The 24244-nt window shown below is 74.6% G+C and carries 28 protein-coding genes, 1 other RNA gene, 1 pseudogene and 1 riboswitch; of the genes and pseudogenes, 21 read left to right on the forward strand and 9 right to left on the reverse strand.

What is annotated here, in order from left to right; genetic code table 11:
• A partial coding sequence (locus ACI79W_RS16475) for a hypothetical protein (protein WP_456563168.1) occupies positions 1-187 on the reverse strand: 187 nt, incomplete at its 3' end.
• A 450-nt stretch (positions 188-637) separates the two neighbouring features.
• Between ACI79W_RS16475 and rnpB the strand changes: the two genes are divergently transcribed.
• The 3 genes from rnpB to ACI79W_RS16490 all read left to right on the forward strand — a co-directional run bounded on the left by rnpB (position 638) and on the right by ACI79W_RS16490 (position 3743).
• Positions 638-1039: RNase P RNA component class A (gene rnpB, locus ACI79W_RS16480), an RNA gene on the forward strand.
• Positions 1040-1277: 238 nt separating this feature from the next.
• A riboswitch (cyclic di-AMP (ydaO/yuaA leader) is annotated at positions 1278-1374 on the forward strand.
• Positions 1375-1398: 24 nt separating this feature from the next.
• A complete protein-coding gene (locus tag ACI79W_RS16485; RefSeq protein ID WP_456563169.1) occupies positions 1399-2292 on the forward strand; it encodes a LysM peptidoglycan-binding domain-containing protein in 894 nt (297 codons plus the stop codon).
• 167 nt (positions 2293-2459) lie between these two features.
• A complete protein-coding gene (locus ACI79W_RS16490) occupies positions 2460-3743 on the forward strand; it encodes a hypothetical protein (RefSeq protein ID WP_456563170.1) in 1284 nt (427 codons plus the stop codon).
• Positions 3744-3783: 40 nt separating this feature from the next.
• On the opposite strand, the gene ACI79W_RS16495 is transcribed toward ACI79W_RS16490, so the two are convergent.
• On the reverse strand, positions 3784-4488 hold the full coding sequence (locus ACI79W_RS16495; protein WP_456563171.1) for a class I SAM-dependent methyltransferase: 705 nt from the start codon (positions 4486-4488) through the stop codon (positions 3784-3786).
• Positions 4489-4733: 245 nt separating this feature from the next.
• Here ACI79W_RS16495 and ACI79W_RS16500 point away from each other — a divergent pair, with 245 nt between their 5' ends.
• The 9 genes from ACI79W_RS16500 (at position 4734) to ACI79W_RS16540 (ending at position 12476) form a co-directional block, all read left to right on the forward strand.
• A complete protein-coding gene (locus ACI79W_RS16500) occupies positions 4734-5393 on the forward strand; it encodes a prepilin peptidase (RefSeq protein ID WP_456563172.1) in 660 nt (219 codons plus the stop codon).
• A gap of 177 nt (positions 5394-5570) precedes the next feature.
• A complete protein-coding gene (locus tag ACI79W_RS16505; protein ID WP_456563173.1) occupies positions 5571-5792 on the forward strand; it encodes a Flp family type IVb pilin in 222 nt (73 codons plus the stop codon).
• A gap of 95 nt (positions 5793-5887) precedes the next feature.
• Positions 5888-6298 carry a TadE/TadG family type IV pilus assembly protein gene (locus tag ACI79W_RS16510; protein ID WP_456563174.1) on the forward strand — a complete coding sequence of 137 codons (411 nt, stop codon included), beginning with the start codon at positions 5888-5890 and terminating at the stop codon, positions 6296-6298.
• On the forward strand, positions 6286-7257 hold the full coding sequence (locus ACI79W_RS16515; protein ID WP_456563175.1) for a pilus assembly protein TadG-related protein: 972 nt from the start codon (positions 6286-6288) through the stop codon (positions 7255-7257). Before ACI79W_RS16510 ends, ACI79W_RS16515 begins: the two co-directional genes overlap by 13 nt.
• A gap of 12 nt (positions 7258-7269) precedes the next feature.
• Positions 7270-8007 carry a Flp pilus assembly protein CpaB gene (gene cpaB, locus ACI79W_RS16520; protein ID WP_456563176.1) on the forward strand — a complete coding sequence of 246 codons (738 nt, stop codon included), beginning with the start codon at positions 7270-7272 and terminating at the stop codon, positions 8005-8007.
• A complete protein-coding gene (locus ACI79W_RS16525; protein ID WP_456563177.1) occupies positions 8004-9197 on the forward strand; it encodes an AAA family ATPase in 1194 nt (397 codons plus the stop codon). Before cpaB ends, ACI79W_RS16525 begins: the two co-directional genes overlap by 4 nt.
• Entirely contained in the window at positions 9194-10636 is a 1443-nt protein-coding gene (locus tag ACI79W_RS16530; RefSeq protein WP_456563178.1) for a CpaF family protein, read from the forward strand. Before ACI79W_RS16525 ends, ACI79W_RS16530 begins: the two co-directional genes overlap by 4 nt.
• Positions 10637-10638: 2 nt before the next feature.
• The gene (locus ACI79W_RS16535) at positions 10639-11580 is read left to right on the forward strand and encodes a type II secretion system F family protein (protein WP_456563179.1); all 942 of its coding nucleotides are present in this window, start codon (positions 10639-10641) and stop codon (positions 11578-11580) included.
• Positions 11580-12476: a type II secretion system F family protein gene (locus tag ACI79W_RS16540; protein WP_456563180.1), complete on the forward strand. Its 897-nt coding sequence runs from the start codon at positions 11580-11582 to the stop codon at positions 12474-12476. The genes ACI79W_RS16535 and ACI79W_RS16540 overlap by 1 nt, the downstream gene beginning before the upstream one ends.
• A gap of 90 nt (positions 12477-12566) precedes the next feature.
• Here ACI79W_RS16540 and ACI79W_RS16545 read toward each other — a convergent pair whose 3' ends face one another.
• Positions 12567-12911: a hypothetical protein gene (locus ACI79W_RS16545; protein WP_456563181.1), complete on the reverse strand. Its 345-nt coding sequence runs from the start codon at positions 12909-12911 to the stop codon at positions 12567-12569.
• 169 nt (positions 12912-13080) lie between these two features.
• On the opposite strand from ACI79W_RS16545, the gene ACI79W_RS16550 reads away from it, so the two are divergent.
• The 4 genes from ACI79W_RS16550 to ACI79W_RS16565 are packed head-to-tail and all read left to right on the forward strand — an operon-like array spanning position 13081 to position 15148.
• Entirely contained in the window at positions 13081-14214 is a 1134-nt protein-coding gene (locus ACI79W_RS16550; RefSeq protein ID WP_456563182.1) for a baeRF2 domain-containing protein, read from the forward strand.
• A gap of 44 nt (positions 14215-14258) precedes the next feature.
• Positions 14259-14516 carry a DUF2795 domain-containing protein gene (locus tag ACI79W_RS16555; protein WP_456563183.1) on the forward strand — a complete coding sequence of 86 codons (258 nt, stop codon included), beginning with the start codon at positions 14259-14261 and terminating at the stop codon, positions 14514-14516.
• A 1-nt stretch (position 14517) separates the two neighbouring features.
• Complete coding sequence (locus ACI79W_RS16560) at positions 14518-14748, forward strand: hypothetical protein (RefSeq protein WP_456563184.1); 231 nt, start codon at positions 14518-14520, stop codon at positions 14746-14748.
• A 1-nt stretch (position 14749) separates the two neighbouring features.
• Positions 14750-15148 carry an acyl-CoA thioesterase gene (locus ACI79W_RS16565; RefSeq protein WP_456563185.1) on the forward strand — a complete coding sequence of 133 codons (399 nt, stop codon included), beginning with the start codon at positions 14750-14752 and terminating at the stop codon, positions 15146-15148.
• Here ACI79W_RS16565 and ACI79W_RS16570 read toward each other — a convergent pair.
• Positions 15133-15681, reverse strand: coding sequence for a DUF4240 domain-containing protein (locus ACI79W_RS16570; protein ID WP_456563186.1), 549 nt, complete (start codon positions 15679-15681; stop codon positions 15133-15135). The genes ACI79W_RS16565 and ACI79W_RS16570 overlap by 16 nt on opposite strands.
• A gap of 119 nt (positions 15682-15800) precedes the next feature.
• Positions 15801-16274: pseudogene (locus ACI79W_RS16575) on the reverse strand (hypothetical protein); the annotation flags it as partial.
• Between ACI79W_RS16575 and ACI79W_RS16580 the strand changes: the two are divergent.
• On the forward strand, positions 16194-16622 hold the full coding sequence (locus tag ACI79W_RS16580) for a ChaB family protein (protein ID WP_456563187.1): 429 nt from the start codon (positions 16194-16196) through the stop codon (positions 16620-16622). The pseudogene ACI79W_RS16575 and the gene ACI79W_RS16580 sit on opposite strands and share 81 nt — an antisense overlap.
• Positions 16623-16667: 45 nt before the next feature.
• Here ACI79W_RS16580 and ACI79W_RS16585 read toward each other — a convergent pair whose 3' ends face one another.
• Both ACI79W_RS16585 and ACI79W_RS16590 read right to left on the reverse strand, forming a co-directional pair.
• The gene (locus tag ACI79W_RS16585; RefSeq protein ID WP_456563188.1) at positions 16668-17966 is read right to left on the reverse strand and encodes a M24 family metallopeptidase; all 1299 of its coding nucleotides are present in this window, start codon (positions 17964-17966) and stop codon (positions 16668-16670) included.
• Between the two features lie 50 nt (positions 17967-18016).
• Positions 18017-19138: a diguanylate cyclase gene (locus tag ACI79W_RS16590; protein ID WP_456563189.1), complete on the reverse strand. Its 1122-nt coding sequence runs from the start codon at positions 19136-19138 to the stop codon at positions 18017-18019.
• A 133-nt stretch (positions 19139-19271) separates the two neighbouring features.
• On the opposite strand from ACI79W_RS16590, the gene ACI79W_RS16595 reads away from it, so the two are divergent.
• The 4 genes from ACI79W_RS16595 to ACI79W_RS16610 all read left to right on the forward strand — a co-directional run bounded on the left by ACI79W_RS16595 (position 19272) and on the right by ACI79W_RS16610 (position 21526).
• The gene (locus ACI79W_RS16595) at positions 19272-19466 is read left to right on the forward strand and encodes a hypothetical protein (RefSeq protein WP_456563190.1); all 195 of its coding nucleotides are present in this window, start codon (positions 19272-19274) and stop codon (positions 19464-19466) included.
• Positions 19467-19526: 60 nt separating this feature from the next.
• Positions 19527-20222 carry an NADPH-dependent F420 reductase gene (gene npdG / locus ACI79W_RS16600; protein WP_456563191.1) on the forward strand — a complete coding sequence of 232 codons (696 nt, stop codon included), beginning with the start codon at positions 19527-19529 and terminating at the stop codon, positions 20220-20222.
• Positions 20223-20295: 73 nt separating this feature from the next.
• Entirely contained in the window at positions 20296-21057 is a 762-nt protein-coding gene (locus ACI79W_RS16605; RefSeq protein WP_456563192.1) for a helical backbone metal receptor, read from the forward strand.
• A 43-nt stretch (positions 21058-21100) separates the two neighbouring features.
• Positions 21101-21526: a DUF2784 domain-containing protein gene (locus ACI79W_RS16610; protein ID WP_456563193.1), complete on the forward strand. Its 426-nt coding sequence runs from the start codon at positions 21101-21103 to the stop codon at positions 21524-21526.
• Between the two features lie 5 nt (positions 21527-21531).
• Here the strand turns inward: ACI79W_RS16610 and panB are convergent, their stop codons facing one another.
• Both panB and ACI79W_RS16620 read right to left on the reverse strand, forming a co-directional pair.
• Complete coding sequence (panB, locus tag ACI79W_RS16615; protein WP_456563194.1) at positions 21532-22362, reverse strand: 3-methyl-2-oxobutanoate hydroxymethyltransferase; 831 nt, start codon at positions 22360-22362, stop codon at positions 21532-21534.
• On the reverse strand, positions 22359-24194 hold the full coding sequence (locus ACI79W_RS16620) for an NAD+ synthase (RefSeq protein WP_456563195.1): 1836 nt from the start codon (positions 24192-24194) through the stop codon (positions 22359-22361). Before ACI79W_RS16620 ends, panB begins: the two co-directional genes overlap by 4 nt.
• Positions 24195-24244 lie beyond the last annotated feature (50 nt).

Genomic DNA, 24244 nt, shown 5'->3' on the forward strand with positions numbered 1-24244 from the left:
GGGCCTCGGCCGCCACGATCTGCCGCAGCAGATCCGCCGCCTCGCCCGCCGACCGGCGGGCCGGCAACCATGCCGACAGCGGCTCGTCCCACCGCCGCGGATCAGGATCGGCCAGCTCCCACTCCGAGGGCAAGGGATCCACCAGGGACACCCCTACCCCCACCTGGAAGCCCGCCGCCACCGACATACCCGCAGGCTAGGCCGGAGGTACGACACTTTCCGGCCCTACCCGGGCGGGCGCGGGCACGGGCTGGAGCCGACGCGTTGAGGCGCAGACGAACAATGGCTCCGCCGAGGGGCAGGCGCTGGCGAGGGCCGAAGCCCCGACGCCGTCAGGGCGCGGGTCGGGGGACTGCCCGCTGCGTGCCACGGGCGGTCGACCCGTCGGGCTTCACGACCGCGGTGGCGGGCAGGCAGTCGCCCCGGAGCGCCCACGGTGCTGCAGGGCGGGGCACGGAGAGTCAGCGCGTGCGGCGGCTGAACCGGCTGAGCAGCCGCTTGAGCAGGTTCGCCTTGACGAGGCCCGAGATCAGTCCCATGTCGTCCTCCTTCATCGGGTGGTGGCGGTACCGATGTCCTCTACCCGCGTGCCGCCGACGCCATGTGCCGGACCGCCTAGACTCCCTGGCACGACGGACGAGTCGGCCGGGCGGTCGCGTCGGCGGGGGAGACCCCGTCGCCGAGGAACGTCCGGGCTCCACAGGGCAGGGTGGTCGTTAACGGCGACCCGGGGTGACCCGCGGGACAGTGCCACAGAAAACAGACCGCCGGCGTTCGCGCCGGTAAGGGTGAAACGGTGGTGTAAGAGACCACCAGCACGCCGGGTGACCGGCGTGGCTCGGTAAACCCCACCCGGAGCTAGGTCAAGAAGGAGCGGCGGTCCGCCGCCGCTCCGCGCAGGCGTTCGAGGGCGGCCCGCCCGAGCCTGCGGGTAGACCGCTGGAGCCTGCCGGCAACGGCAGGCCTAGATGGATGACCGCCCATCGGGAGGCCGTGAGGCGCCCGTGGACAGAACCCGGCGTACAGGCCGACTCGTCCGTCGCCCCCGTGCGCCGGCGTCCGTGGCCTCACCCGAAGGGGTGAAAACGGGGCGCTGCGCGCTCGGTCGGTGACTCACCGTGCGGCTGCGCGGAGGGTCCGCGAAAAGGTCGGGTCCGAGCTTCTGGCTCGCCGGTCGCCCTGCCTAGCGTTTCGCTCGTCCGCTGACCGGCGGACCCGGGTGGCCGCCCGCCGAACCTGCCCACGGCCGCCCGGCAGCGTCGAACACGACGGGCAGGGTGGGGGACCCACCGTTCGTGGTCTCCCGGACCTCGGGGTGAAGCCGCGCCCAGCGCGGCCGGGCAGCTCTCGCCCGAACCCGACAGCTAACCCCGCAGGCGGCGAGAGGCTCACCACTCCATGCCCAAGAGCAACCGCACCGTGGGACGGCACCGTCGTCCCTCCCGCAACCGCACCATGGCCGCCGTGTCCTACCCGGCGGTCGTCATCGCCGCGGCGTCCGCGTTCACCATGGGGGCCATCAGCCCCGCGGCCGCGCACACCGGCGAGCACACCGTCAGCGCCGGCGACACCCTCAGCAAGCTCGCGGCCGGCCACGGCACCACGTGGCAGAGCATCTACGACGCCAACCGCGGCACCATCGGCGCCGACCCCAACCTGCTGCGCGTCGGGCAGGTGCTCACCATCGGCGGCGCCGGTGCCGCCCCGGCACCGGCGGCGGCCCCCGCGGCCGACGCCGGCTCCTACACCGTGGTCGCCGGCGACACGCTGGCCCGCATCGCGGCCCGGCACGGCACCACCTGGCAGGACCTGCACGCCCTCAACCTCGGCGTCATCGGGCCGGACGCGAACGTCCTGCGCGTCGGCCAGGTGCTCGCCCTGAGCGGTGGCGGAGCGGTGCCCGAGGCCGCCAGCCGGTCGGAGCGGCCCGCCCCGGCCCCCGCCCCGGCCCCGGTGGCGACGTCGTCGGCCTACGACCAGTGGGACGCCCACGTCCGCCCCGACGTGCAGGAGATCGCCGAGGTCCACGGCGTCGGCACAGTGCTCACGCGCCCCGGACATAGCCCCAGGGCAGGCCTGGCGGCCGACTTCATGGTCTACAGCGACTCGGCCAAGGGCCACGCCATCGCGCAGTACGTCATCGACAACGCGGCGCGGCTGGGCGTGGACTACGTGATCTGGGAGCAGCGGATCGCCGGTTCGTGGACCGGCTGGGCGTGGCAGGGCATGGAGGACCGCGGCTCGCCGACGGCCAACCACATGGACCACCCGCACGTCGCCTTCCTGCCGTAACCACCGCTCGACGACGTGCGCCCCCTGCCCGGCTCCCGGGCAGGGGGCGCACGTGCGTCGAGCTGGTCGCCCGCCGGTCACCCGCGGTTGGTCCGCCGGATGCCGGGGCGTCGTCTCCGCTGGTCAGGGTCGGCACCACCTGTCCCTCGACCCCCAGGAGCACGCCCGTGCGATCCCGTGCCCGGCTTCTCGCCTCTTCCTTCCCGGCAGCCGCCCTGCTGCTCGCCGCCTCCGTCGCCCCGGCCGCTGCGGTGCCCGCGCCCGCGCCGGTCTTCGCCGAGCTGGCCACCTACGAGGTGGGCGGAGAGGTCGCCGAGATCCTCGCGGTGACCCCGGACGGCCGGTCACTCCTGTACACCGACTCGGCCACCGGCGAGATCGGGCTGGTCGACCTGTCGAGGCCTGCGGAGCCCCGCGCGATCGGCAGCGTGCCGGTCGACGGCGAGCCGACGTCGGTGACCGTCACCCGCGACGGGCGGCACGCCCTGGCCGTGGTCGACACGAGCACCTCCTTCACCGACCCCTCCGGCGAGCTCGCCGTCATCGACCTGCGCACCCGGTCGGTCGTCCGGACCGTCGACCTCGGTGGGCAGCCCGACTCGATCGCGTTGAGCCCGGACGGTGCGGTGGCGGCGGTCGCGATCGAGAACCAGCGCGACGAGGAGATCGAGGTCGACGGCGTCGAGGGCGGGCTGCCGCAGGAGCCCGCCGGCTTCCTGGCCGTCGTCGACCTGCGCGGCACGCCGGACCGCTGGGCCGTCGACCGGGTCGAGCTGACCGGCCTGGAGGGGGCGGCCTTCCCCGAGGACCCGGAGCCGGAGTTCGTGGACATCAACCGGCAGGGCGTCGCGGCGGTGACCCTCCAGGAGAACAACGCCGTCGCCCTCGTCGACCTGCGCACCCGCACCGTGGTCGGCTCCTTCTCCGCCGGGGTCGTGACCCGCACCGACGCCGACACGGCCGACGACGGCACGATCGCCTTCCACGACGCGTTGTCCGCGCCCCGGGAGCCCGACGCCGTCCAGTGGACCCCGGAGGGCAACCTCGTCACCGCCGACGAGGGCGACCTGGCCCAGGAGCCCAGCGGCGGCCGCGGCTGGACGGTCTTCTCCCCGGAGGGCGAGGTCGTCAGCACGTCCGGCGGGGCGGCCGAGCAGGCCCTCGCCGACGCCGGCCGCTACCCCGACGGGCGCAGCGACGACAAGGGGGCGGAGTTCGAGGGCGCCGAGGTGGCCGCGCTGTACGGCACGACCTACGCCTTCATCGGCTCCGAGCGCGGAGATGCCGTGCTGGTCTACGACTTCGCCGACGAGGCCGCGCCGCAGCTGCTCCAGGTGCTGCCCACGGGGGAGGCGCCCGAGGGGCTGCTCGCCGTCAAGCGCGGGCACCTGTTCCTCACCAGCAACGAGGACGACGGCACCATCTCGGTGTTCCGGCTGACCCGGGGCTGAGCGGCGGGCCCGGGGGGCGCGCACGCGTCCCCCGGCCGCGTCACACGGCGACGGCGGTGACGAAGGTGCAGATCCCCTCGCCGGACTGGGCCCGCGGTCGCAGCCCGATCGCCCACAGCAGCGCCGTCTCCACCCGATGGGCCACCTTCCGTGCGCCCACGTACCAGGTCGAGCCCCCGCTGGTGACGGTGATGTCCCCGAAGCCCGCTGTCCGCACGTGCTCGGCGAGCAGCCAGTCGGGCAGGATCGAGATGTGGCCGGGCTGGTGGTAGTGGCCCGGCCCGAAGATGAACGGGGCCCCGCGCAGGAACATCTTCAGCCGCGAGTGCGGGTGGCCGATGTTGGGCGTGCTCACCAGCAGCTTGCCGCCCGGCTCCAGCACCGACCGCATCGAGCGCAGCACCTTGCGCGGGTTCTCCACGTGCTCGAGCGTCTCGACGCAGACCACCATGTCGAACGGGCCGCGGGTCTCCTCGGTCCACTGCGGGTCGTCGAGGTCGAGCCGGTGGATCCAGTCGTGCGGCGGGTCCAGGTCGGTGGGGACGACGTCGAAGCCCGCCTCCCGCAGCCGGCACGTCAGCGCGCCACAGCCCGCACCCACCTCGAGGATCCGGCCGCCCTCGGGCAGCTCCTGGCGGACCAGGTCCAGCGCGTACTCGTGCACGCCCGGGGCGGCGTGCACCCCGTGCCCCCGGTAGGACCAGACCGCCGCCGTGCGATGGGTCGAGCCCTCGTCCACAGTCACGACCGGAGTCTGGCCCACCGGCGGGATGTCCGCTCGCCGTCGGGGTGGCGTGGGCTCAGCCCAGCAGGCGGAGGACACCCTGCCCGTCCTCTGCCCGTCGTCCGGCGTCCTCCCTCCCCACGGCCGGGGACCGGTCGGTCTGCGGCCGAACCCACGGCTCGTCCGGTTCCGACGGCCTGCCGGGAAGCCGGGGCGTCCTGTGCCAGGGTGTGCGCCGTGACCCCCGAGCTCCCTCCCACCGGCCGGTGACCGCCGCGGCGGCCGCGGTGTCCGCGCTGCTGGGCGTGCTCACCGGAGCGGTGGCCGACCGGCTCGCCGCGGCCTTTCCCTGGGACGGCGAGGAGGGGACGCGCAGCCGGCGGATGCTGCCCGTCCCGCTGACGGAGGTGCTCGCGGCCACGCTGTTCGCGCTGGTGGCGCTGCGGCTCGGTGCGGTCTGGGCGCTGCCGGCGTTCCTCGTCGTCACCGGGGCGGGCGTGCTCCTCGCCCTGGTGGACCTGCGCCACCGGCTGCTGCCCGACCGGGTCACCGGGCCGGCGGTCGCGGCTTCGGCCGCCCTGCTCACCGCGGCCGCGGCGGCCGACGGCGCCTGGGAGCAGCTGCTGCGCGCCGGGCTGGCGGCCGTGGCGCTGTTCTGCGGCTACCTGGTCATGGCGCTGATCTCGCCCGCCGGCCTCGGCATGGGCGACGTCAAGCTGGCCGCCCTGATCGGTCTGCCGCTGGGCTGGCTGGGCTGGGACGCCGTGCTGCTGGGCGCGGTGGCGGGCTTCGTCGTGCAGGCCGTGGTGGCGCTGGTGCTGCTCGCGACCCGACGGGTCGACCGGCGGAGCGAGCTGCCCTTCGGGCCGGCGATGCTCGCGGGGGCAGCGCTCGCCGTGGGCTGGGGCGGCGCTCTGCTCGGCTGATCCGCTCACGCAGCGTGATCCGACCTGCCGCCACGTCCCCCGCACGGCGGGCCGGTGTCGCTGGAACGGGTGAGACCCGCTCAAGCCGCGGCGTGTCCCGCACGACAACTCCCCCCAGCAGCCGCACAGGCCGGATCACCCGATCCTGCTGGACGGCCGACACCTCAGGGAGTGCACGTGATCAACGCCTACGCCGCCATCGCCAGCTTCGTCGCGGTCGCCCAGGAGCGCCTGCGCCGGGAGGAGAAGGGCGCCACCGCCGTCGAGTACGGCCTCATGGTCGGCCTCATCGCCGTCGTCATCATCGCGGCGGTCACGCTGCTCGGTGAGGAGCTCGGCGCCCTGTTCACCAGCATCACCGACGAGCTGCCCGACGCTCCCGCCGCCACGACCCCCTGACGACCCGCTGCTGCGCGACGCCGTAGCGGTTCCGGCGCAGCGGCCCTCGCCCCGAGGGCCGCTGCGCCGCCGTACGAGGAGAGGTGGTGCCGGGGATGGGCCGACGTCGTCAGGACGAGCGCGGCGCGACCGCGGTCGAGTTCGCCTTCATCGTGCCGCTGCTGCTCGTGCTGCTCATCGGCATCGCCGAGTTCGGCCACGCCTTCCAGGTCCAGGGCACGCTCTCGGCCGCCGCCCGCGAGGGCGTGCGGGCGATGGCCCTGCGCAACGACCCGGCGGACGCCCGCGACGTCGTCCGCACCGCCGCAGCCTCGCTCGACCCCGCGATCACCGACGCCCAGATCCGCATCGAGGTCGTCGGTGGCACCGCGGAGACCTGCCCCACCACGGGCGCCGGCGACACCGCCGTCCGCCTCACCATCACCTACCCGATGCCGTACCTGACCGACTTCTTCGGCTCCGGCATCGAGCTCACCGGAACGGGGGTCATGCGGTGCAACGGCTGACCCCTCGCATCCGCCGGCGCCTCGAGGGCGAGCGCGGCGCCACCGCCGTCGTCTTCGCGCTCGTGCTCGTCCCGCTGCTCGGCTTCGCGGCGATCGCCGTCGACATCGGTGCGCTCTACGCCGAGCGCGCTCGGCTCCAGGTCGCGGCCGACGCCGCCGCCATCGCCGTCGCCCAGGACTGCTCGCGCGGCGACTGCGGCGACATGCTCGCGACGGCGCAGCAGCTGATCAGCCACAACGACCCCACCGGCACGGCGGCGCAGCCCGTCCTCAGCGGCGACCCGCTCAGCGTGACGGTCACCGGCGCCGCCCCGAAGGAGCACTGGTTCGCGCCGGTCATCGGCCACGACAGCAGCCAGGTGTCGGCCACCGCCACCGTCGGCTGGGGAGCGCCCAGCCAGGGCACCGCCGTCCTGCCGCTCACCTTCTCCTGGTGCTCGTTCAAGGCGCAGACCGGCGGCGGGCTGCCGTCCACGGAGACGCTGCAGACGATCATGTTCAGCAAGTCGGACGACGTCGGCGGCTGCACCGGGCCGTCGGGGAACTTCGTGCCCGGTGGCTTCGGCTGGGTCGTGCCCGACCAGGGTCGCTGCCACGCCACCTCCGCGATCGGGCAGCGGCTGGACTCCGACACCGGCGTCTCGCTGCCCCAGGGGTGCTCGGAGGCCGACCTCCAGGGCTGGCTGGGCCGGACGGTGCTGCTGCCGCTGTTCGACGAGTTCGGCGCCGGCGGCAGCAACGGCTGGTACCGCGTCTACGGCTACGCCGCCTTCACGCTCACCGGCTACGCCGTCAACGGCTCCATCAGCAGCGGCAAGAAGGTCTGCGGGCCCGGCACCACCTCCAGCGACCGCTGCGTCACCGGCTACTACACCCGCTTCGTCGAGCTCTCCGACGACTGGAACCACTCACCGGACGCGCCGCAGACGGGCGCCTCGATCCTCCGACTGATCCGATAGGGGCGACCACTCGTGAGACGTCGATTCCTGGCCGCCGTGGCGGCCCTCGCGCTCGTCGTGGCCGGCACCGCGGTCCTGCTGGGCTACGTGCGCGGCGCCGAGCAGCGTGCCCTCGCCGGGGTGCAGGCGGTGGAGGTGCTGGTGGCCGAGGCCCCCATCCCTGCCGGCACCACGGGCAGCGCGCTCACCGAGCTCGTGGGCACGGCGCTGCTTCCGGCGAAGGCGGCGCTGCCGGGCCGGGTCACCGACCTGACCGCGCTCGCCGACCGGGTCGCCACCGTGGACCTGGCGCCCGGCGAGCAGCTCCTCGACAGCCGCTTCGAGCGGCCCGGGGACATGCAGGCGCCCGGCACGGTGCCCGTGCCCGACGGCATGCAGGAGGTCAGCGTCGTCCTGGACCCGCAGCGCGCGGTGGGCGGGCGGCTGGCCGCCGGCGACACGGTCGGCGTCATCGTCTCCATGACCGAGCCGGTGAGCACGCACTCCGTCCTGCACGAGGTGCTGGTCACCCAGGTGCAGGGGGCGCCCGCCCCGCCCGCCCCGCCCTCCGACGGGACCGTGGCCGCGGCAGCTCCCGCCCCCTCGGGCAGCCTCATGATCACGTTCGCCGTCACCGCCGCCCAGGCCGAGGCGATCGTCTTCGCCGCCGAGCACGCCAGCATCTGGCTGTCCCTCGAGCCGGCCGACCCCGACGTCTCCCGCACCACGGTGCTGACCCCGGACACCCTCTACGGAAAGGCCTACTCATGAGCCGCGTCGTCCTGGCCGGAGCGGGAGAGGACCTGGTCCTGCGGGTCAAGGAGGCCACCGGCGGCGACCTGCAGGTCCTGCCGCCGGGGAGGCTGCCCAGCGACCCGGCCCGGCTGTTCGAGCAGCTCCTCGACGACGAACTCCCCGACGTGCTGCTCGTCGGCCCGCACGCGCCGGCGCCGGAGGTGCTCACCCTCGCCGGCCGGCTGGACGTGCAGAGCCCGGGCATCACCGTCGTCCTGATCGCCGAGCCGTCGCCGGACATGTGGCGCTCGGCGATGCGCGCCGGCATCCGCGACCTGCTCCCGCCCGACGCCGAGGTGGCGGAGATCGCCGCCGCCGTGGAGCGCGCCGGGCACGCGGCGGCGGGCCGCCGCCGGGTGCTGCGGCCCGTCGCCGAGACCGACCGCTACGCGGGCCGGGTCATCACCATCGCCTCGCCCAAGGGCGGCGTCGGCAAGACGACCGTCTCCACCAACCTGGCGATCGGGCTGACGGCAGCCGCGCCGCAGTCCACGGTGCTCGTCGACCTCGACGTGCAGTTCGGCGACGTCGCCTCCGCCCTGGGCCTGGTGCCGGAGTACACGCTGCCCGACGCCGTCCACGGCCCGGCCAGCGAGGACACGATGGTCCTCAAGACCTTCCTCACCCAGCACCCGAGCGGGCTGTACGCCGTCTGCGGATCGGACTCGCCCGCGGCCGGCGACGGCATCACCGGCGAGGACGTCAGCCGGCTGCTCGCCTCGCTGGCCCGGGAGTTCCGCTACGTCGTCGTCGACACCGCGCCCGGGCTGTCGGAGCAGACGCTGGCGGCGCTGGACCGCGCCTCCGACGTCGTCATGCTCTCGAGCATGGACGTGCCCGGCGTGCGCGGGCTGCGCAAGGAGATGGACGTCCTCCGCGAGCTGTGCATGATCCCCGCCGGGCGGCACGTCGTCATGAACTTCGCCGACCCCAAGGGCGGGCTGACCGTCCGCGACGTCGAGACGACGATCGGCACGGGGGTCGACGTCGTCCTGCCGCGGTCCAAGGCGGTGCCCGCCACCACCAACCAGGGCGTGCCGATCCTGGAGAGCGGGAGCCGCCGCGACCCGATGGTCCGCGAGCTGCGCCGGCTGGTGTCCCGCTTCTCCGCGACGCCGCTGATGAAGGCCGGGCGCTACCGGGCCCGGCACCGGGCGGCGTCGTGAACCTCGCCCAGCGGCTGGAGGCCGCCCGCGGGGAGTCCCGGCCGCCCGCCACCCCCGCCGGGCCGGTCCCCGCCGCCACCCCGGCCCCGGCGGCCGTGCGCGTGCTCCCGGCCGCCCGCCCGGCGTCGGCCGCGACCCCGCCGCCGACCGATGCCCTGAGCCGGCTCAAGGACCGCGTGGGCAAGGCGCTGTTCGAGCGCATGGGCAGCCGGATGAACGACCCGACGCTGGCCGAGGACCAGCTCCGCGCGGTCGTCCTCAAGGAGCTCGACGAGGTCGTCGAGGAGGAGAACGTCCCGCTCAGCACCGAGGAGCGGCAGCGGCTGACCGCCGAGCTCGCCGACGACGTGCTCGGCTACGGCCCGCTCCAGCGGCTGCTCGACGACGACGCCGTCAGCGAGATCATGGTCAACGGGCCCGAGGCGATCTACGTGGAGCGCGGCGGCAAGCTGCAGCGCACCACCACCCGGTTCACCTCCGAGGAGCACCTGCGGCGGGTGATCGACCGCATCGTCTCCCGCGTCGGGCGGCGGATCGACGAGTCCTCGCCCCTGGTCGATGCCCGCCTCGCCGACGGCTCGCGCGTGAACGCGATCATCCCGCCGCTGGCGTTCAGCGGGTCGACGCTGACCATCCGCAAGTTCTCCAAGGACCCGTTCACCGTGACCGACCTGATCGGCTTCGGCACGCTCTCGCCGGAGATGGCCGAGCTGCTGAACGCCTGCGTCGAGGCGCGGCTCAACGTCATCGTCTCCGGCGGTACCGGTACCGGGAAGACGACGCTGCTCAACGTCCTGTCGTCGTTCATCCCGGACGGGGAGCGGATCGTCACCATCGAGGACGCCGTCGAGCTGCAGCTCCAGCAGGAGCACGTCGTCCGGCTGGAGTCGCGCCCGCCCAATATCGAGGGCAGGGGCGCGATCACCATCCGCGACCTGGTGCGGAACTCCCTGCGCATGCGGCCCGACCGGATCGTGGTGGGGGAGTGCCGCGGCGGGGAGTCCCTCGACATGCTGCAGGCGATGAACACCGGGCACGACGGCTCGCTGTCGACGGTGCACGCCAACTCGCCCCGCGACGCGATCGCGCGGCTGGAGACGCTGGTGCTCATGGCCGGCATGGACCTGCCGCTGCGGGCCATCCGCGAGCAGATCGCCTCGGCCGTCGACGTCGTCGTGCAGCTGACCCGGCTGCGCGACGGCACCCGGCGGGTCACCCACGTGACCGAGGTGCAGGGCATGGAGGGCGACACCGTCACCCTGCAGGACGCGTTCCTCTTCGACTACTCCGCCGGCGTCGACGCCTCGGGCCGGTTCCTCGGCGAGCCGGTGCCGACCGGGGTGCGCCCGCGCTTCACCGACCGCTTCGACGAGCTCGGCATCCGGCTCTCGCCGCGGGTGTTCGGCGCCGCCGAGGCCGCCGGCGCGGGGCGGTGGTGACGGTGGCCGGCGTCCTGCTCGTCACGGGGGTGGGCGCGATCTCCGCCGCCCTCCTCATCGTGGCCCTCGTCGTCCTCCCGGCCGGCCCCGCGCGGGTGCCGCTGACCCGGCTGGACCCCTCGGTCGCGCCGCCGGCCTCGCCGCTGCTGGGCGCGGGCGCGGCGGCCGGCGCCGCGGTCGAGAAGGCGCTGGTCAAGCGCGGCCGGCTGGCCGCGGGGGCCGCGGCCCTCGAGCGCGCCGGTATCGGGACGGCGCTGCCGAACTTCGTGCTCGCCGTCGGCGCCACCACGCTGGTGGGTGCGCTCGCCGGTGCCGTCCTCGGCGGCCCGCTCCTGGCGCTCCTGCTCGTGGTCGTGGTGCCGTTCGGCGCGAAGCTGCTGGTGGGTTTCCGCGCCGGCCGGCGCCAGGCCGCCTTCGCCGACCAGCTGGACGACTCGCTGCAGCTGATGTCGAGCAGCCTCCGCGCCGGGCACAGCCTGCTCCGTGCGGTCGACTCCGTCTCGCAGGAGGCCGAGGCGCCGACCTCGGAGGAGTTCGCCCGCATCGTCAACGAGACCCGGGTGGGCCGCGACCTCGCCGAGGCCCTCGACGACGTCGCCGTGCGCATGGGCAGCGACGACTTCACCTGGGTCGCGCAGGCGATCGCCATCCACCGCGAGGTCGGGGGCAACCTCGCCGAGGTGCTGGACGCGGTCGGCAACACGATCCGCGAGCGCAACGCCATCCGCCGGCAGGTCAAGGCGCTCTCGGCGGAGGGCAAGCTCTCGGCCGTCGTGCTGATGGCCCTGCCGTTCGGCGTCACCGGGTTCATCTCGCTCACCAACCCCGGCTACCTGGCCACCTTCACCGAGAGCCTCGTGGGCTACGGCATGCTGGCCGCGGCGGCCCTCATGCTGGTGGCCGGTGGCCTGTGGCTGAAGAAGACCGTGGCGATCAGGTTTTGATGAGCGGCCTGCCGGTTCCCGTGATCCTCGGCGCCGTCGGCGTCTGCGCCGCCGTGCCGCTGCTGGGCTGGTCGCTGCTCGACCGCACCCCGGCCGCGACGGTGCAGGCGCGGGACAACCTGCTGCGGGGGCTCCCGACGGAGGGGCCCACCGCCGTCCGGAGCGGTCCCGGCGCGCTCACCCGCCTGGCCCGGGGCCTCACCCCGCGCGGAACGGTCAAGCGGCTCGACCGCCTCGCGGCCACCGCCGGCCGCCCGGCGGCCTGGCCGGTGCCGCGGCTGGTGGCGGCCAAGCTCGTGCTCGGGGTGATCGCCGGCGCGCTGGGGCTGCTGGTCGCCACCTCCCGGCCTGGCCTGCTCACCGCGCTGGTCGCGGCCGTGTCGACCCTGGTCGCCTACTTCCTCCCGGAGCTGCTGCTGCACAGCCGCGGGCAGGAGCGCCGGGAGGCCATCGCGCTCGAGCTCGCCGACACCCTCGACCAGATGACGATCGCGGTCGAGGCGGGGCTCGGCTTCGAGTCGGCCATGGCCCGGGCCGGCAGCAACGGCAAGGGCGCGCTCGCCGAGGAGCTGGTGCGCACCCTGCAGGACATCGCCGTCGGCCAGCCGCGACGGGACGCCTACCTGGCGCTCGCCGAGCGGACCGGTGTCGCCGACCTGCGCCGGTTCATCCGGGCCGTCGTGCAGGCCGACCAGTACGGGGTGTCGATCGCCGACGTGCTGCGCACCCAGGCCGCGGAGATGCGGCTCAAGCGGAGGCAGCGGGCCGAGGAGAAGGCCATGCAGATCCCGGTGAAGGTGATCTTCCCGCTGATCCTCTGCATCCTGCCCACGCTGTTCATCGTGCTGCTCGGCCCCGCCGTCATGGACATCGTGGCCACCTTCAGCGGGCCGTGACGTCGTCGTCCTCAGGGCATAGGAGGCTTCACGTGCGGATCAGTCGTGATCCCGCATGCAAAGCCTCCTATGCCCGGACAGGGCGGTGGGTCAGCCGGTGGAGCGGGGCTGGGCGGGGTTGGTGGGGTCGCCCTGCGACGGCGGGTTCATCGCCGGGCCGGTGGTCGCCTCGGAGACCTTCGAGCCGCCCGCGGCGTGCGACGGGTCGTCGGCCGCAGGTGCGGCCGGGTCGCCACCGGAGGGCTGCGCGCCCTCGCGGAGCGACTGGAGCCGGTTCTCCATGATCGTGACCACCTGCACGCGGTTGGCGTGGGCGCGTTCGTACTCGAGCACGGTCTCCAGACCCTGGGCGTCCAGCGTCCGGATCCGCGAGGCCAGACCCTCCACGGGCAGGTGGTCGTAGTCGGGCAGGGGCAGCTGGTCGTGCTCGGTCATCCCTCGTCCTCTCTGGCGTTCCGTGTCGCGGGACCGCCTACCCCGTCCTCCGCGATCGACACCGGGTGTGAGCTTTCGGTCGGTGGGTAGGCGGCGACGGCGGGAGTCGCGGCCCCGGCCGCCCCGCTCACCGAGCACCCCCGATCGACCGAGGAGTTGTCCCCCCGACATGGACGTGTCCTTCCTGGAGCCGGTGTTCGCCGCCGCTGGTCCCTACGCCACGGTCTGCGCCGACGTCACGCACACCACCGAGTCCGCCGACACCGAGCTCGAGCTCCGCGTGCGCGCGCTCAGCGAGAAGCTGAGCGAGCAGGGGGCGCCGGAGGCGGTCGTCGAGGCGGTGCGCGCCCGGCTGCTCGAGGGGAACGAGGGCGGCGAGGCCGGCACCCTGAGGGGCCGCGCCGTCGTCGCCGCCGCCGACGGCACCGTCGTCCTGGACGAGGTGCTGGCCGACGCCCCCGCCCGCGAGACCGCGGAGTGGTCCGCGCACCCCGATCTGCTCCCGGTGCTGCGCCAGCTGGCCGGCCGGGTCCCGCACGCGGTCGTCGTCGCCGACCGGGTCGGCGCCGACATCACCGTCGCCGGGCTCTCGGGCCGGCCGGACGAGGAGCGGCACGTGGAGGGCGACACCTTCCACATGCGCAAGGTCAAGGTCGGCGGCTGGGCGCACAACACCTACATGCACACCGCCGAGAACCAGTGGGAGGAGAACGCCGGCCGGGTCGCGGACGAGATCGACTCCTTCAACCGCCGGCTCCCCCTGCGATTCGTCCTGCTCGCCGGCGACGTCCGCGCCCGCCAGATCCTGGCCGACAAGGCGCACGCCTCGTGGTCGGACCTCGTCGTCTCCATGGACGAAGGAGGGCGCGCCGCCGGGGCCGACCGCGAGCCGATCGAGCGGCGCACCAACGAGCTGGTCGCCGAGCACGAGGCGCGCGACATCGCCGACGCCGTCGACAAGGTGCAGGCCGCGGCCGCCCACGGGCTGGCCGTCACCGGTACCGACGCGGTCGTCGAGGCGCTGCGCAAGGGCCAGGTCGAGACCCTGCTCCTCACCGACGAGCAGGACGCCGACGCCACCCTGCTGGTCGGCGGCGGCCCGCTCGAGCTCGGCGTCAAGCAGCAGGACATGGACGCGCTCGGCGTGCACGGCGAGGTCGTCCCCGCCGGCCCGGCACTGCTGGAGGCGGCCGTGGCCAGCGCGGCCGGCGTGATCGTCGTCCCCGAGGCGGCGCTGCCCGGCGACGAGCCGGTCGCCGCGATCCTGCGCTACACCGACGCATCCACCGACGCCGGCAGCTGACGCCGGCGCTCCGACGCCCCACCGCCACGACGAAGGAGATCCCCGTGACCGACCCCCACCAGGCCGCCACCGCACCGGGCACCGATCAGCGCGACATCGAGCACCGCGCCGCGCTCGCCGAGGCCCTCGGCAAGGAGGTGTGGCCTGCCGATCGCGACCAGCTGATCGCCAAGGCGCAGGAGGGCAACCCCACCGACCGGGTGCTGTCGGATCTGCGGCGGCTGCCCGCCGGGCAGCAGTTCGAGAACGTCCAGGAGGTCGCCCGGGCCCTGGGGATCGGCACCGAGCAGCAGCGGTTCTGACGTGACCACGCAGAAGAAGCCGAGCCCGGAGGCGCTCGACAACGTCACCGAGGACAACGTCGGGACGCGGTCGCGGCTGCTGCCGGAGGAGGAGGCCCTCCGCGGCAGCGGCATGGAGGAGGTCGCCGCGGAGGTGATCCTCGCCGAGTCGGAGGAGCGGACGGTCAACGCCGACCCGGACGACGCCCAGGGGGCGCACCGGCAGTCCGCCGAGACCGCGGACCTGCCCTGACGTGCGCCACGAGCACCCGGTCCGGCTGCGCTGGTCGGACCCCGACGTGCTGGGCCACGCCAACCACGCCCGCGCGCTCGCCCTCCTGGAGGACGCGCGTCTGGCGATCGGGGACGACCACGCCGGTGGCGGGCTGATCCTGGCCCGCCTCGAGGTGGACTACCTGCGCCAGCTCTACTACCGGGTCGGCGAGGAGCTTCGCGTGCACAGCTGGGTGACCCGGCTGGGCACGAAGTCCTTCACCGTCCGGCAGGAGCTGGTGCAGGACGGCGAGGTCGCCATCCGCGCGGACTGCGTGCTCGTGGTGTTCGACTTCGCGGCGAACGCCAGCCGGCCGATGACCGACGCCGAGCGGGCGCACTGGACGCGGTACCTGGAAGCCGGTCAGACCGCCCCGTAGGCCGCCCAGAGCCGGGGGAAGCGGGCGGCGAACCACTCGTCGTCGTCCTCCGGGAACGGTTCGCCGGAAGGCCGCCCGAACTGGTCGTCGACCTCGTCGGGGCCGGGGTCGAGGTCCTCCTCGGCGAAGCCGCGGTCCTCGAGCACCTCGAGCGGGGCGTAGGCCCACTCCTCGGCGCACCCGAAGTCGTCCTCGTCCTCGTCCCACTCGAGGTCGACCAGGGCGTCGGGATCGGCCAGCACCCGCTCGTAGGCCTCGCGACCGTGGCTGATCAGCCAGTTGCGGAAGTCGAGGAAGGCGTCGTCGCTCGCCCCGCCGAGGGCGATGTGCGCCGCGGCCCAGAGGTCCCAGCGGTTCGCCCGGGCGCGTGCGGCCATGAGTTGCCGGTAGAAACCGAGGACGTCGTCGTCGGAGAGCTCCTCGAGCGCGGCCGTGAGCGTCGCGACGTGCTCGGCGACGGCCGAGTCCTTCGCGGTCTCGACCGCCTCCGCGCGGGTGTCCTCGACCAGCGTCCAGAAGGTGCTCGCGTCCACGGCGGGAACCTACCGGCGCGGCGGGGCGGCGGGGAGGTCGCCGAGCCCGCCACGCCCGTCGTTCCCAGGGGGAGCCCGGCTCGGCGGGGAGGTGCCGTGCCGGGGCCTCGGGGGACCCGCATGCCCCGGCGCCGGATCCCTTCGTAGACCCCCAGCGCGATCTGGTCGTCGGCGGCGAAGACGGCGGTCGGCGGGTCCGGGTGGTCCAGGAGGCGGTCCGCCGCGCGGGCTCCCGAGGCGTGCGCCGGTGGCCGAGCCCGGTCAGGTGCTCGGTGGCGCTGAGGCCCCCGGCCCAGTTGGTCGCGCCGGTCGTCGGCACGCCCAGCCCGGGTGCGCCGGCCGGGTCGACGACGACCGCGGGGACCTGCAGCTCGCGCAGGTCCGCGTCGAGCGCGGGGTCCAGCTCGCTGGTGACCAGGACGGCGCCGTCGCTGACTCGGGGGGAGCGCGCGACCCAGGTGATCATGCCCGCTTCCCGGGGTAGGGCCGAGGGCGATCGAGAGGAGACAGCGATGCCCAAGACGACGAAGAAGGGCGACCCGAAGCAGTCGGAGATCCCGAGCACCCTGCAGCGGTCGCCGAAGAAGGCGCAGCGCACCTTCACCAAGGCCTACGACTCGGCCATGGACGAGTACGACGACGGCGAGCGCGCGGCACGGACGGCGTGGGCCGCGGTGAAGCACTCCTTCGAGAAGGTCGGTGATCACTGGGAGAAGAAGGAGGGCGGCAAGAAGGGGCCCTCCGACGCCCAGGCCGAAGGTGGCCGGGGCACGGGCAGGAGGACCAAGGGCGGGGTCGACGCCAACGCCTCGAAGTCGCACCTCTACGACCTGGCCAAGAAGCTCGACATCTCCGGCCGGGCGAAGATGAAGAAGAAGGAACTGGTCGACGCCATCCAGAAGGCGAACGACAAGAAGACCGCCAAGTCGCGGAAGAAGTGAACGGCCCATCGCGCCGCTCCCGCCCACGCTGCGAGCGGCGCGACGTCAGCCGATGAGGAGGAACTCGGTCTGCCGCCCGTCGAGGTACTCGACGCCGGCACGGGTGAGCGCGATGCCCTCCTCGAGCCCCAGTCGGACGCACTGGCCGCCCCACTCGGGCACCGTCCGGCGCACCGCGAGCTCCAGGGCGTACGCCGTGTCGGGGTGCACGGGGTAGTCGCCGGCACCGGGCACGCCGTGCTGCTGGTCCCACTGGCCGATCGCCGGGCCGGCACCGTGCCCGTGGTAGCCGATGGGGTGCGAGTACACGTCCCCGTCGAGCCCCTCGACCGCCGCCGCGGCGCGGGTGGCGGCCAGCACCTCGTTGCCGGTTCGGCCGGGCACCAGCGCGGACGTGGTGAGCTCCTGCAGGAGGTTCGCCGCCGCCAGGGCGTCCCGCAGCCCGGCGGGAGCGTCGGTCTCGCCGGGGCGCAGGACGTACGCGACGCGCTGGGTGTCGGTGCGCAGGCCCAGGCAGCTCAGGCCGACGTCGCAGTGCAGGAGGTCGCCGGGCCGCACCACCGCATCCCCGGGAACGGCGGGGAGCAGCGTGCCGGCGTCCTCGGCCAGCGGCACCCCGGCCCGCTGCAGCAGCACCGACGGCTGGAACCACGGCTCGACCCCGAGGTCGTGGAAGCGCTGCCGGATCCACCACGCCACGTCCAGGGGCGTCGTCGCACCCACCCGCACGACGGAGGGGGAGAACGCCTCCGCGATCACCTGGTGCACCAGCCGGTTCATCCCGCGCAGCGCGTCGATCTCCTCCGGCAGGCGCGTCTCCAGCCAGCTCACCGCCAGCCGTTCGGCCGAGACCAGCCGCTCGGCGTAGGGGCCCAGCGCCTCGGTGAGCAAGCGGTGCTCGGTGTGGGAGAGCCCGTCGGCGAGGGCGAAGTCCTCGGACACGTCGATGCCGATGCGACGAGGGTCGGCCTGCTCGACGAACCGGCGGACCTCCGCCCACTGCCCCCGCCCGGCCGGTTCCCGGGGGTCGGCGCTCCACGCGGGCAGGAACTGGCCCACCGGGTAGCGGGACACCGCCGCGGGGGTCACGCCGTCGTCGCTGCGGTGCAGCAGCAGGATCGTGCGCCGCCGGGCGGACAACCAGGACGCCGGCAGCAGCGTGGCGAGCACCGGGTCCTCGTTGTACTCGCGGCCGGCGACGATCCACAGGTCGATGCCCGCACGGTCCATGAGGCCGGGCAGGACGTCGAGCAGCCGCTGGGTCAGCCACCGGTCGCGCACGTCGGCCTGCACGCGCAGCGGAGGCGGCACCGTTCGCGTCGGGCCGGGCGCGACGAGCGACATGCCCCTAGCGAAGCAGAGAACCGCCGGACGCACCGGTCGAGCGCCCCGGCCTAGGAGCTGGTCTCCTCCGCCCGGGGGCTGCGGGCGCGCGGCACCCCGGCGGTCGCCACCCGGTCGCGGCCCTCGCGCTTGGCCCGGTACATCGCGCCGTCGGCCTCGTCGACCAGCCGCCAGAGCGCCGCGACGGGGTCCTCCCCGTCGGTCGGCCGGGTGACGGCGAGGCCGACCGAGGCGGTGACCCCGTGCCCGCCGGCGCCCTGCCCCCGGGCGACGGCCGACCGCAGCCGCTCGGCCAGCAGGCCGGCCTCGGCGGCGTCGCTGACCGAGCCCACGACCACCAGCTCCTCGCCGCCGACGCGGGCGAGGACGTCCGCGGGGCGGACGGCGACCCGGAGGGACGCCGCCACCGCGCTGAGGACGGCGTCGCCGACCGCGTGCCCGAACTCGTCGTTGAGCCGCTTGAAGTGGTCCAGGTCGAGGACCATGGCGCAGACGCGGGCGCCGTCGCGCCGCGCCTGCCGCCACAGGCGGTCGGCCTGCTCGACGAGGTAGCGGCGGTTGTGCAGCCCGGTGAGCGGGTCCAGGCGGGTGAGCGTCTCGGTCTCGGCCAGCAGGCGCTGCACGCGCCGGCGGAGCAGGTAGACCGACGTCGCCGCGCCGTTGAGCGTGCAGGCGCTGACCCCGACCTGGACGCCGAGGGCGACGCCGTCGTCGTAGCTGGGCCACAGCGCCGCCAGGCAGACAACGGTCGTCACCGCCATGTGCAGGCTCAGCGCCCTCGGTGCCAGGAACCAGCCGGCCGCGAGGGCGGGGAACAGGAGCATGAGCGGGGTGGCGTAGCGCAGCGGGTCCTCGATGCAGAGGACGACCACCAGGTAGACCAGGTCGCCGAGCAGGACGAGGGCGAGCGTGTGCCCCGGCCCGAGCCGTCCCCGCGCGATCAACGACGCGGCGAGGGCGAGCAGGAGCAGCATCGTGCCGGCGTAGGCCCACCGCGCGGCGCCCTCGCGCAGCACGCCGTCCACGAGGAGGTTGACCGAGCCCATCAGGGCTCCGGTGATCAGCAGGACGGCGAGGGTCAGGGCGGCGACGCGGTGCTCGTGACCGTGCGGGTCGGCCGGCTCCGGGAGGACGGTGGCCAGGTCAGGGGCGCGCACGTCCGGGCCGGTCACGGGTGCAGGATGCCGCACGGACCGGTGTTCCGGCACCCCCTGTTCCTCTCCCGTCACCCTGCGGTGCGTGTGCGAGCGGGCCCGCCCGACCGGTGGAAGGCTGGGGGCGTCCGACGAGCGAAGGAGGTCGCGCATGAGCCAGGGGCCCTGGTTCTTCTGCCTCAGGCACCACACCGTCGAGCCGCGCGAGGGGTGCGCCGAGCGGCACCGGCTCGGCCCGTACGCGACCCGCGAGGAGGCCGAGCACGCGCTGCAGTCCCTCGCCGAGCGCAACGAGGAGCTGGACGCCGAGGACCGCGAGTGGCGGGGCGACCCACCGCCCTCCTGACCGGGCGGGGCATGATCAGTCCGAGCAGCCGGGCTGTCCGGCGCCGCGGGAGGGGTGGACGTGACGGACGGTCGCGCGGTCGAGGAACTGGTCGTGGGCGTGCTGGGTGGCACCGGGCCGCAGGGGCGCGGGCTGGCCGTGCGGTTGGCCGCCCAGGGGCAGCGGGTGCTGCTGGGCTCCCGGGACGCCGAGCGCGCCGCCGAGGTGGCCGCCGAGGTCGCCGAGCGCGCCGCGACGGTGGCCGGCGGGGTCGAGGTGTCGGTCACCGGCGGCTCGAACGTCGACGTCGCGGGTGCGGCGGACCTGGTCATCGTCGCCGTCCCGTTCGCCGGGCACGCCGCCACGCTCGCGGAGCTCGCGACCCCGCTGGCCGGGAAGATCGTCGTCGACTGCGTCGTGCCCATGGGCTTCGACGAGCTCGGCGCCTACGTGCTCGACGTCGAGGAGGGCAGCGCCGCCCAGCAGGCGGCCGCCCTGCTGCCCGACTCGCACGTGGTCGGCGCCTTCCACCACCTGTCGGCCAAGCTCCTCGAGGACCTCTCCAAGCCCACCATCGACGGCGACGTCATGGTGGTCGGCGACGACCGGGCCTCGATGGACACCGTGCAGGCGCTGGCCGGCCGGCTGCCGGGGATGCGGGGCATCTACGCAGGGCGGCTGCGCAACGCCCGCCAGGTCGAGGCGCTCACCATCAACCTGGTGTCGGTCAACCGCCGGTACAAGGTCCACGCGGGCGTCCGGATCACCGACGTCTAGGAGGGCCCCGTCCTCCGCACCCCCTCGCATGCTCGGGGGTGGGCCTCCGGACGGGGCCACGGGGAGCCGAGCCGTGTCCGGCACTGTCATCCGGGACGACCAGCGGCGGCCCTACGTCGGGCCGCCGCCGCGGCGGGTCGTCTCGCTGGTGCCGTCGCTGAGCGAGGCGATCGCGGCCACCGACGCCGGGCTGCTGGCCGGGGCGACCGACTGGTGCACCCACCCCGCCGGGCTCGACGTCCCGCGGGTCGGCGGCACCAAGTGGCCCGACGTCGGCCGGGTGCTCGACCTGGCGCCCGACCTGGTGGTCGCCAACGCCGAGGAGAACCGCGCGGAGGACGTCGACGCGCTGCGCGCCGAGGGAGTGCCGGTGTGGGTGACCGCGCCCGCCACCGTCGACCAGGCGCTGGACTCCCTCGGCCGGCTCTGCGCCGCGCTCGGCCACGCGGACCCGGCCTGGCTGGCCGGGGCGCGAGCGGCCTGGGCCGCGCCGGCGCGACTGCCCGACGTGGCGGCGGTCGTCCCGATCTGGCGCCGCCCCTGGATGGTGCTGGGCCGCGACACCTTCGCCGGGAACGTGCTGGCACGGCTCGGCGTCCGCAACGTCTTCGCCGGGCACGCCGACCGGTACCCGAAGCTCGGCCGGGACGAGCCCGCGGTGGTGCGGGCGGAGCTCGTCGTCCTCCCCGACGAGCCCTACCCGTTCGCTCCCGAGGACGGCCCGGAGGCGTGGCCGCAGGCGAGGCCGGCCTTCGTCAGCGGCCGGCACCTGACCTGGTACGGCCCCTCGCTGGCCGAGGCGCCCGGGGTGCTGCTCGCCCAGCTCGGCGGCTGACCGTCCACACCCCTGCACCTCCGCCCGGTGGCAGAGTGGGGGAGTGCTGCTCGCGAACGCGGTGGCGCTCGTGCACGCCGCCGCCGTCCTGTTCATGCTGGCCGGCGCCCTGCTCGCCCTCCGCCGGCCCCGGCTGGTGCTGCTGCACGCCCCCGTCGCCCTGGTGGTCCTGGGCGTCAACCTGGCCGGCGCCGACTGCCCGCTCACCGACCTCGAGCTCTGGCTGCGGGGGCGGGCCGGCGCGCCGGGCTACGAGGGCGGCTTCCTGGGCCACTACCTGTTCGAGCCGCTCGGGCTGGACGTCGACGCGGCCGGCACGCAGCTCGGCATCTACGCGGTCGCGTTCGGCCTCAACGCCGTCGGCTACGGGCTGCTCGCGGCGCGCGCAGTCGGCGCCGGGGGCGTTCCGCGTGCCCGGGGGCCGCTGCAGGAGCCGGAGAGCGCGGGTCCGACCCCCGCAGCGAGCTGAGCGGCCTACTCGAAGGAGTGCTCCGGCCCCGGGAAGACACCGCCCCTGACGTCGGCGGCGTACTCGCGGGCCGCCCGCAGCAGCTCGCCGCGCAGGTCGGCGTACTTCTTCACGAACTTCGGCACCCGGCCGCCGTTGAGGCCCGCCATGTCCGGCCACACCAACACCTGGGCGTCGCAGTCCGCACCGGCTCCGATGCCGATGGTCGGGATGGTGAGCTCCTCGGTCACCTGCGCGGCGACCGTGGCCGGCACCATCTCCAGGACGACGGCGAACGCACCCGCCTCCTGCACGGCGTGCGCGTCGGCCAGCAGCTGCTCGGCCCCCGCGCCACGCCCCTGCACCCGGTAGCCCCCGAGCGCGTGCTCGCTCTGCGGCGTGAAACCGATGTGCGCCATCACCGGGATGCCGGCGTCGTGCAGCAGCCTGATCTGCGGCGCCACCCGCACCCCGCCCTCGAGCTTGACCGCCTGGGCCCCGCCCTCCTTCATCATGCGCACGGCGGTGTCGAACGCCTGCTGCGGACCGGACTCGTAGCTGCCGAACGGCAGGTCGGCGACGATCAGCGCCCGCTTGGTGGAGCGGGTGACCGCCTTGGTCATGAGCAGGATGTCGTCGACGGTGACCGGCACGGTGCTCGAGTGCCCCAGCACGACGTTGCCGGACGAGTCGCCCACCAGCATCACCGGGATGCCGGCCTCCTCGAACACGGCCGCGCTGTAGGTGTCGTAGGCGGTGAGCATGGCCCACTTCTCGCCGCGCTGCTTGGCCTGCTGGAGGTGGTGGATGCGCACCCGCGCCGTCGACTGGCCGCCGTACAGGACCGACTCGCTCACGCCTGTGCTCCTTCGCGGACGGTGGGCAGGGTCTCGCGCCACCGGTTGGTGACGGGCAGCCGCCGGTCGCGGCCGAACGCCTTGAGGCTGATCTTCGTGCCCGGGGCCGACTGGCGGCGCTTGAACTCGGCGGCGTCCACCAACCGGAGGACGCGGGCCACCACGTCCGGGTCGTGCCCCCGCTCGAGCAGCTGCGCGAGACCCAGGTCGCGGTCCACGTAGTCGGCGATCACCGCGTCCAGCTCCTCGTAGGAGGGCAGCGAGTCGCTGTCCACCTGACCCGGCGCCAGCTCGGCCGACGGCGGCTTCTCGATGGAGTTCCGCGGGATGGGCTCGGTCTCCCCGCGCTCGGCGGCGTGCGCGTTGCGCCAGCGGGCGAGCTCCCACACCAGCGTCTTGGGCACGTCCTTGATCGGGGCGAAGCCGCCCGCCGAGTCGCCGTAGAGGGTGGAGTACCCGACGGCGACCTCGCTCTTGTTGCCCGTGGTCAGCAGCAGGTGCCCGTGCTGGTTGGACAGCGCCATGAGCAGCGTGCCGCGCACCCGTGCCTGCAGGTTCTCCGCGGCGACGCCGGAGAGCTCCACCGAGGCCTCGAACGCGTCGACCATCGGCGCGATCGGCACGACCGAGTAGTGCAGCCCGGTGCGGCGGGCGAGGTCCTCGGCGTCGGCGAGCGAGTGCTCGCTGGACCACTTGGACGGCAGCCCGACACCGTGCACCCGGTCGGCGCCCAGGGCGTCGACCGCCAGCGCCGCGCAGACCGCCGAGTCGATGCCACCGGAGAGGCCCAGCACCACCGAGGGCATGCCGTTCTTGTCGATGAAGTCCCGCAGTCCCAGCACCAGCGCCCGCCAGACCTCCTCGCACTCCCCGAGCGGCTCGACGACCGTGGCCGGCCGCGGCTCGTAGTCGGCCACCGGCTCCTCGCCCACGACGTGCCGGGTGACGGTCATCGGACCGAGCCGGCCCGCGCGCCGCTCGGGTACCCGGGCCCGGTCGATCGACAGGTCGACGGTGAGCAGGTGCTCCACGAACTGCGGCGCCCGGGCCAGCAGCTCGCCGGTCGGGGAGACGGCCATCGAGTCGCCGTCGAACACCAGCTCGTCCTGGCCGCCGACCTGGTTGCAGTAGAGGATCGCCGCCCGCGCCTCGGCGGCGCGGCGCCGCACCAGGGGCAGTCGCAGGTCGTCCTTGGCGCGCTCGTAGGGCGAGGCGTTGGGCGAGACGACGAGGTCGACGCCGGCCTGACCGGCGACGCCGCACGGCCCGCCCTCGACCCAGAGGTCCTCGCAGATCGTCAGCGCGACGTCGACCCCGTGCAGCCGGACCACCGGCAGCTCGGTGCCCGGCACGAAGTAGCGCGCCTCGTCGAAGACGCCGTAGTTGGGCAGGTGCCGCTTGTAGTACCGGACGACGACCTCACCGCCGTGCAGCAGGGCCGCGGCGTTGCGCGGGGCCCCCCGGCGGGGGTTGGCGTCGCTGGGCCGGTCGTCGTCGGTGGGCGGCTCGTCGACCGGGGCCGGCCCGCTGCCCTCGGTGTGCGCGAGGTACCCGACGACCACGGCCAGCCCGCCGAGCCCGTCCGCGGCCAGCCGCGCGGCGAGGTCGACCAGCGCGCGCTCGCTGGCGCGGGCGAAGGACTCCCGGAGCACGAGGTCCTCCGGCGGGTAGCCGGTCAGCGTCATCTCGGGGAAGACGACGAGGTGGGCGCCCGCCTGCGCCGCCTCCGCCGCCTGGCGGACGACGAGGTCGCTGTTGCCCGCGAGGTCACCGACCCGCGTGTCGACCTGGGCCAGGGACACCCGCATCTGCACCGGCTGCTGATCGCTCACGGGCCCATCCTCGTCTCGGACCCGCCCCGGGTGCGAGGGGGGCCCGGTGG

The organism is Blastococcus sp. SYSU DS0533 (assembly GCF_054050775.1).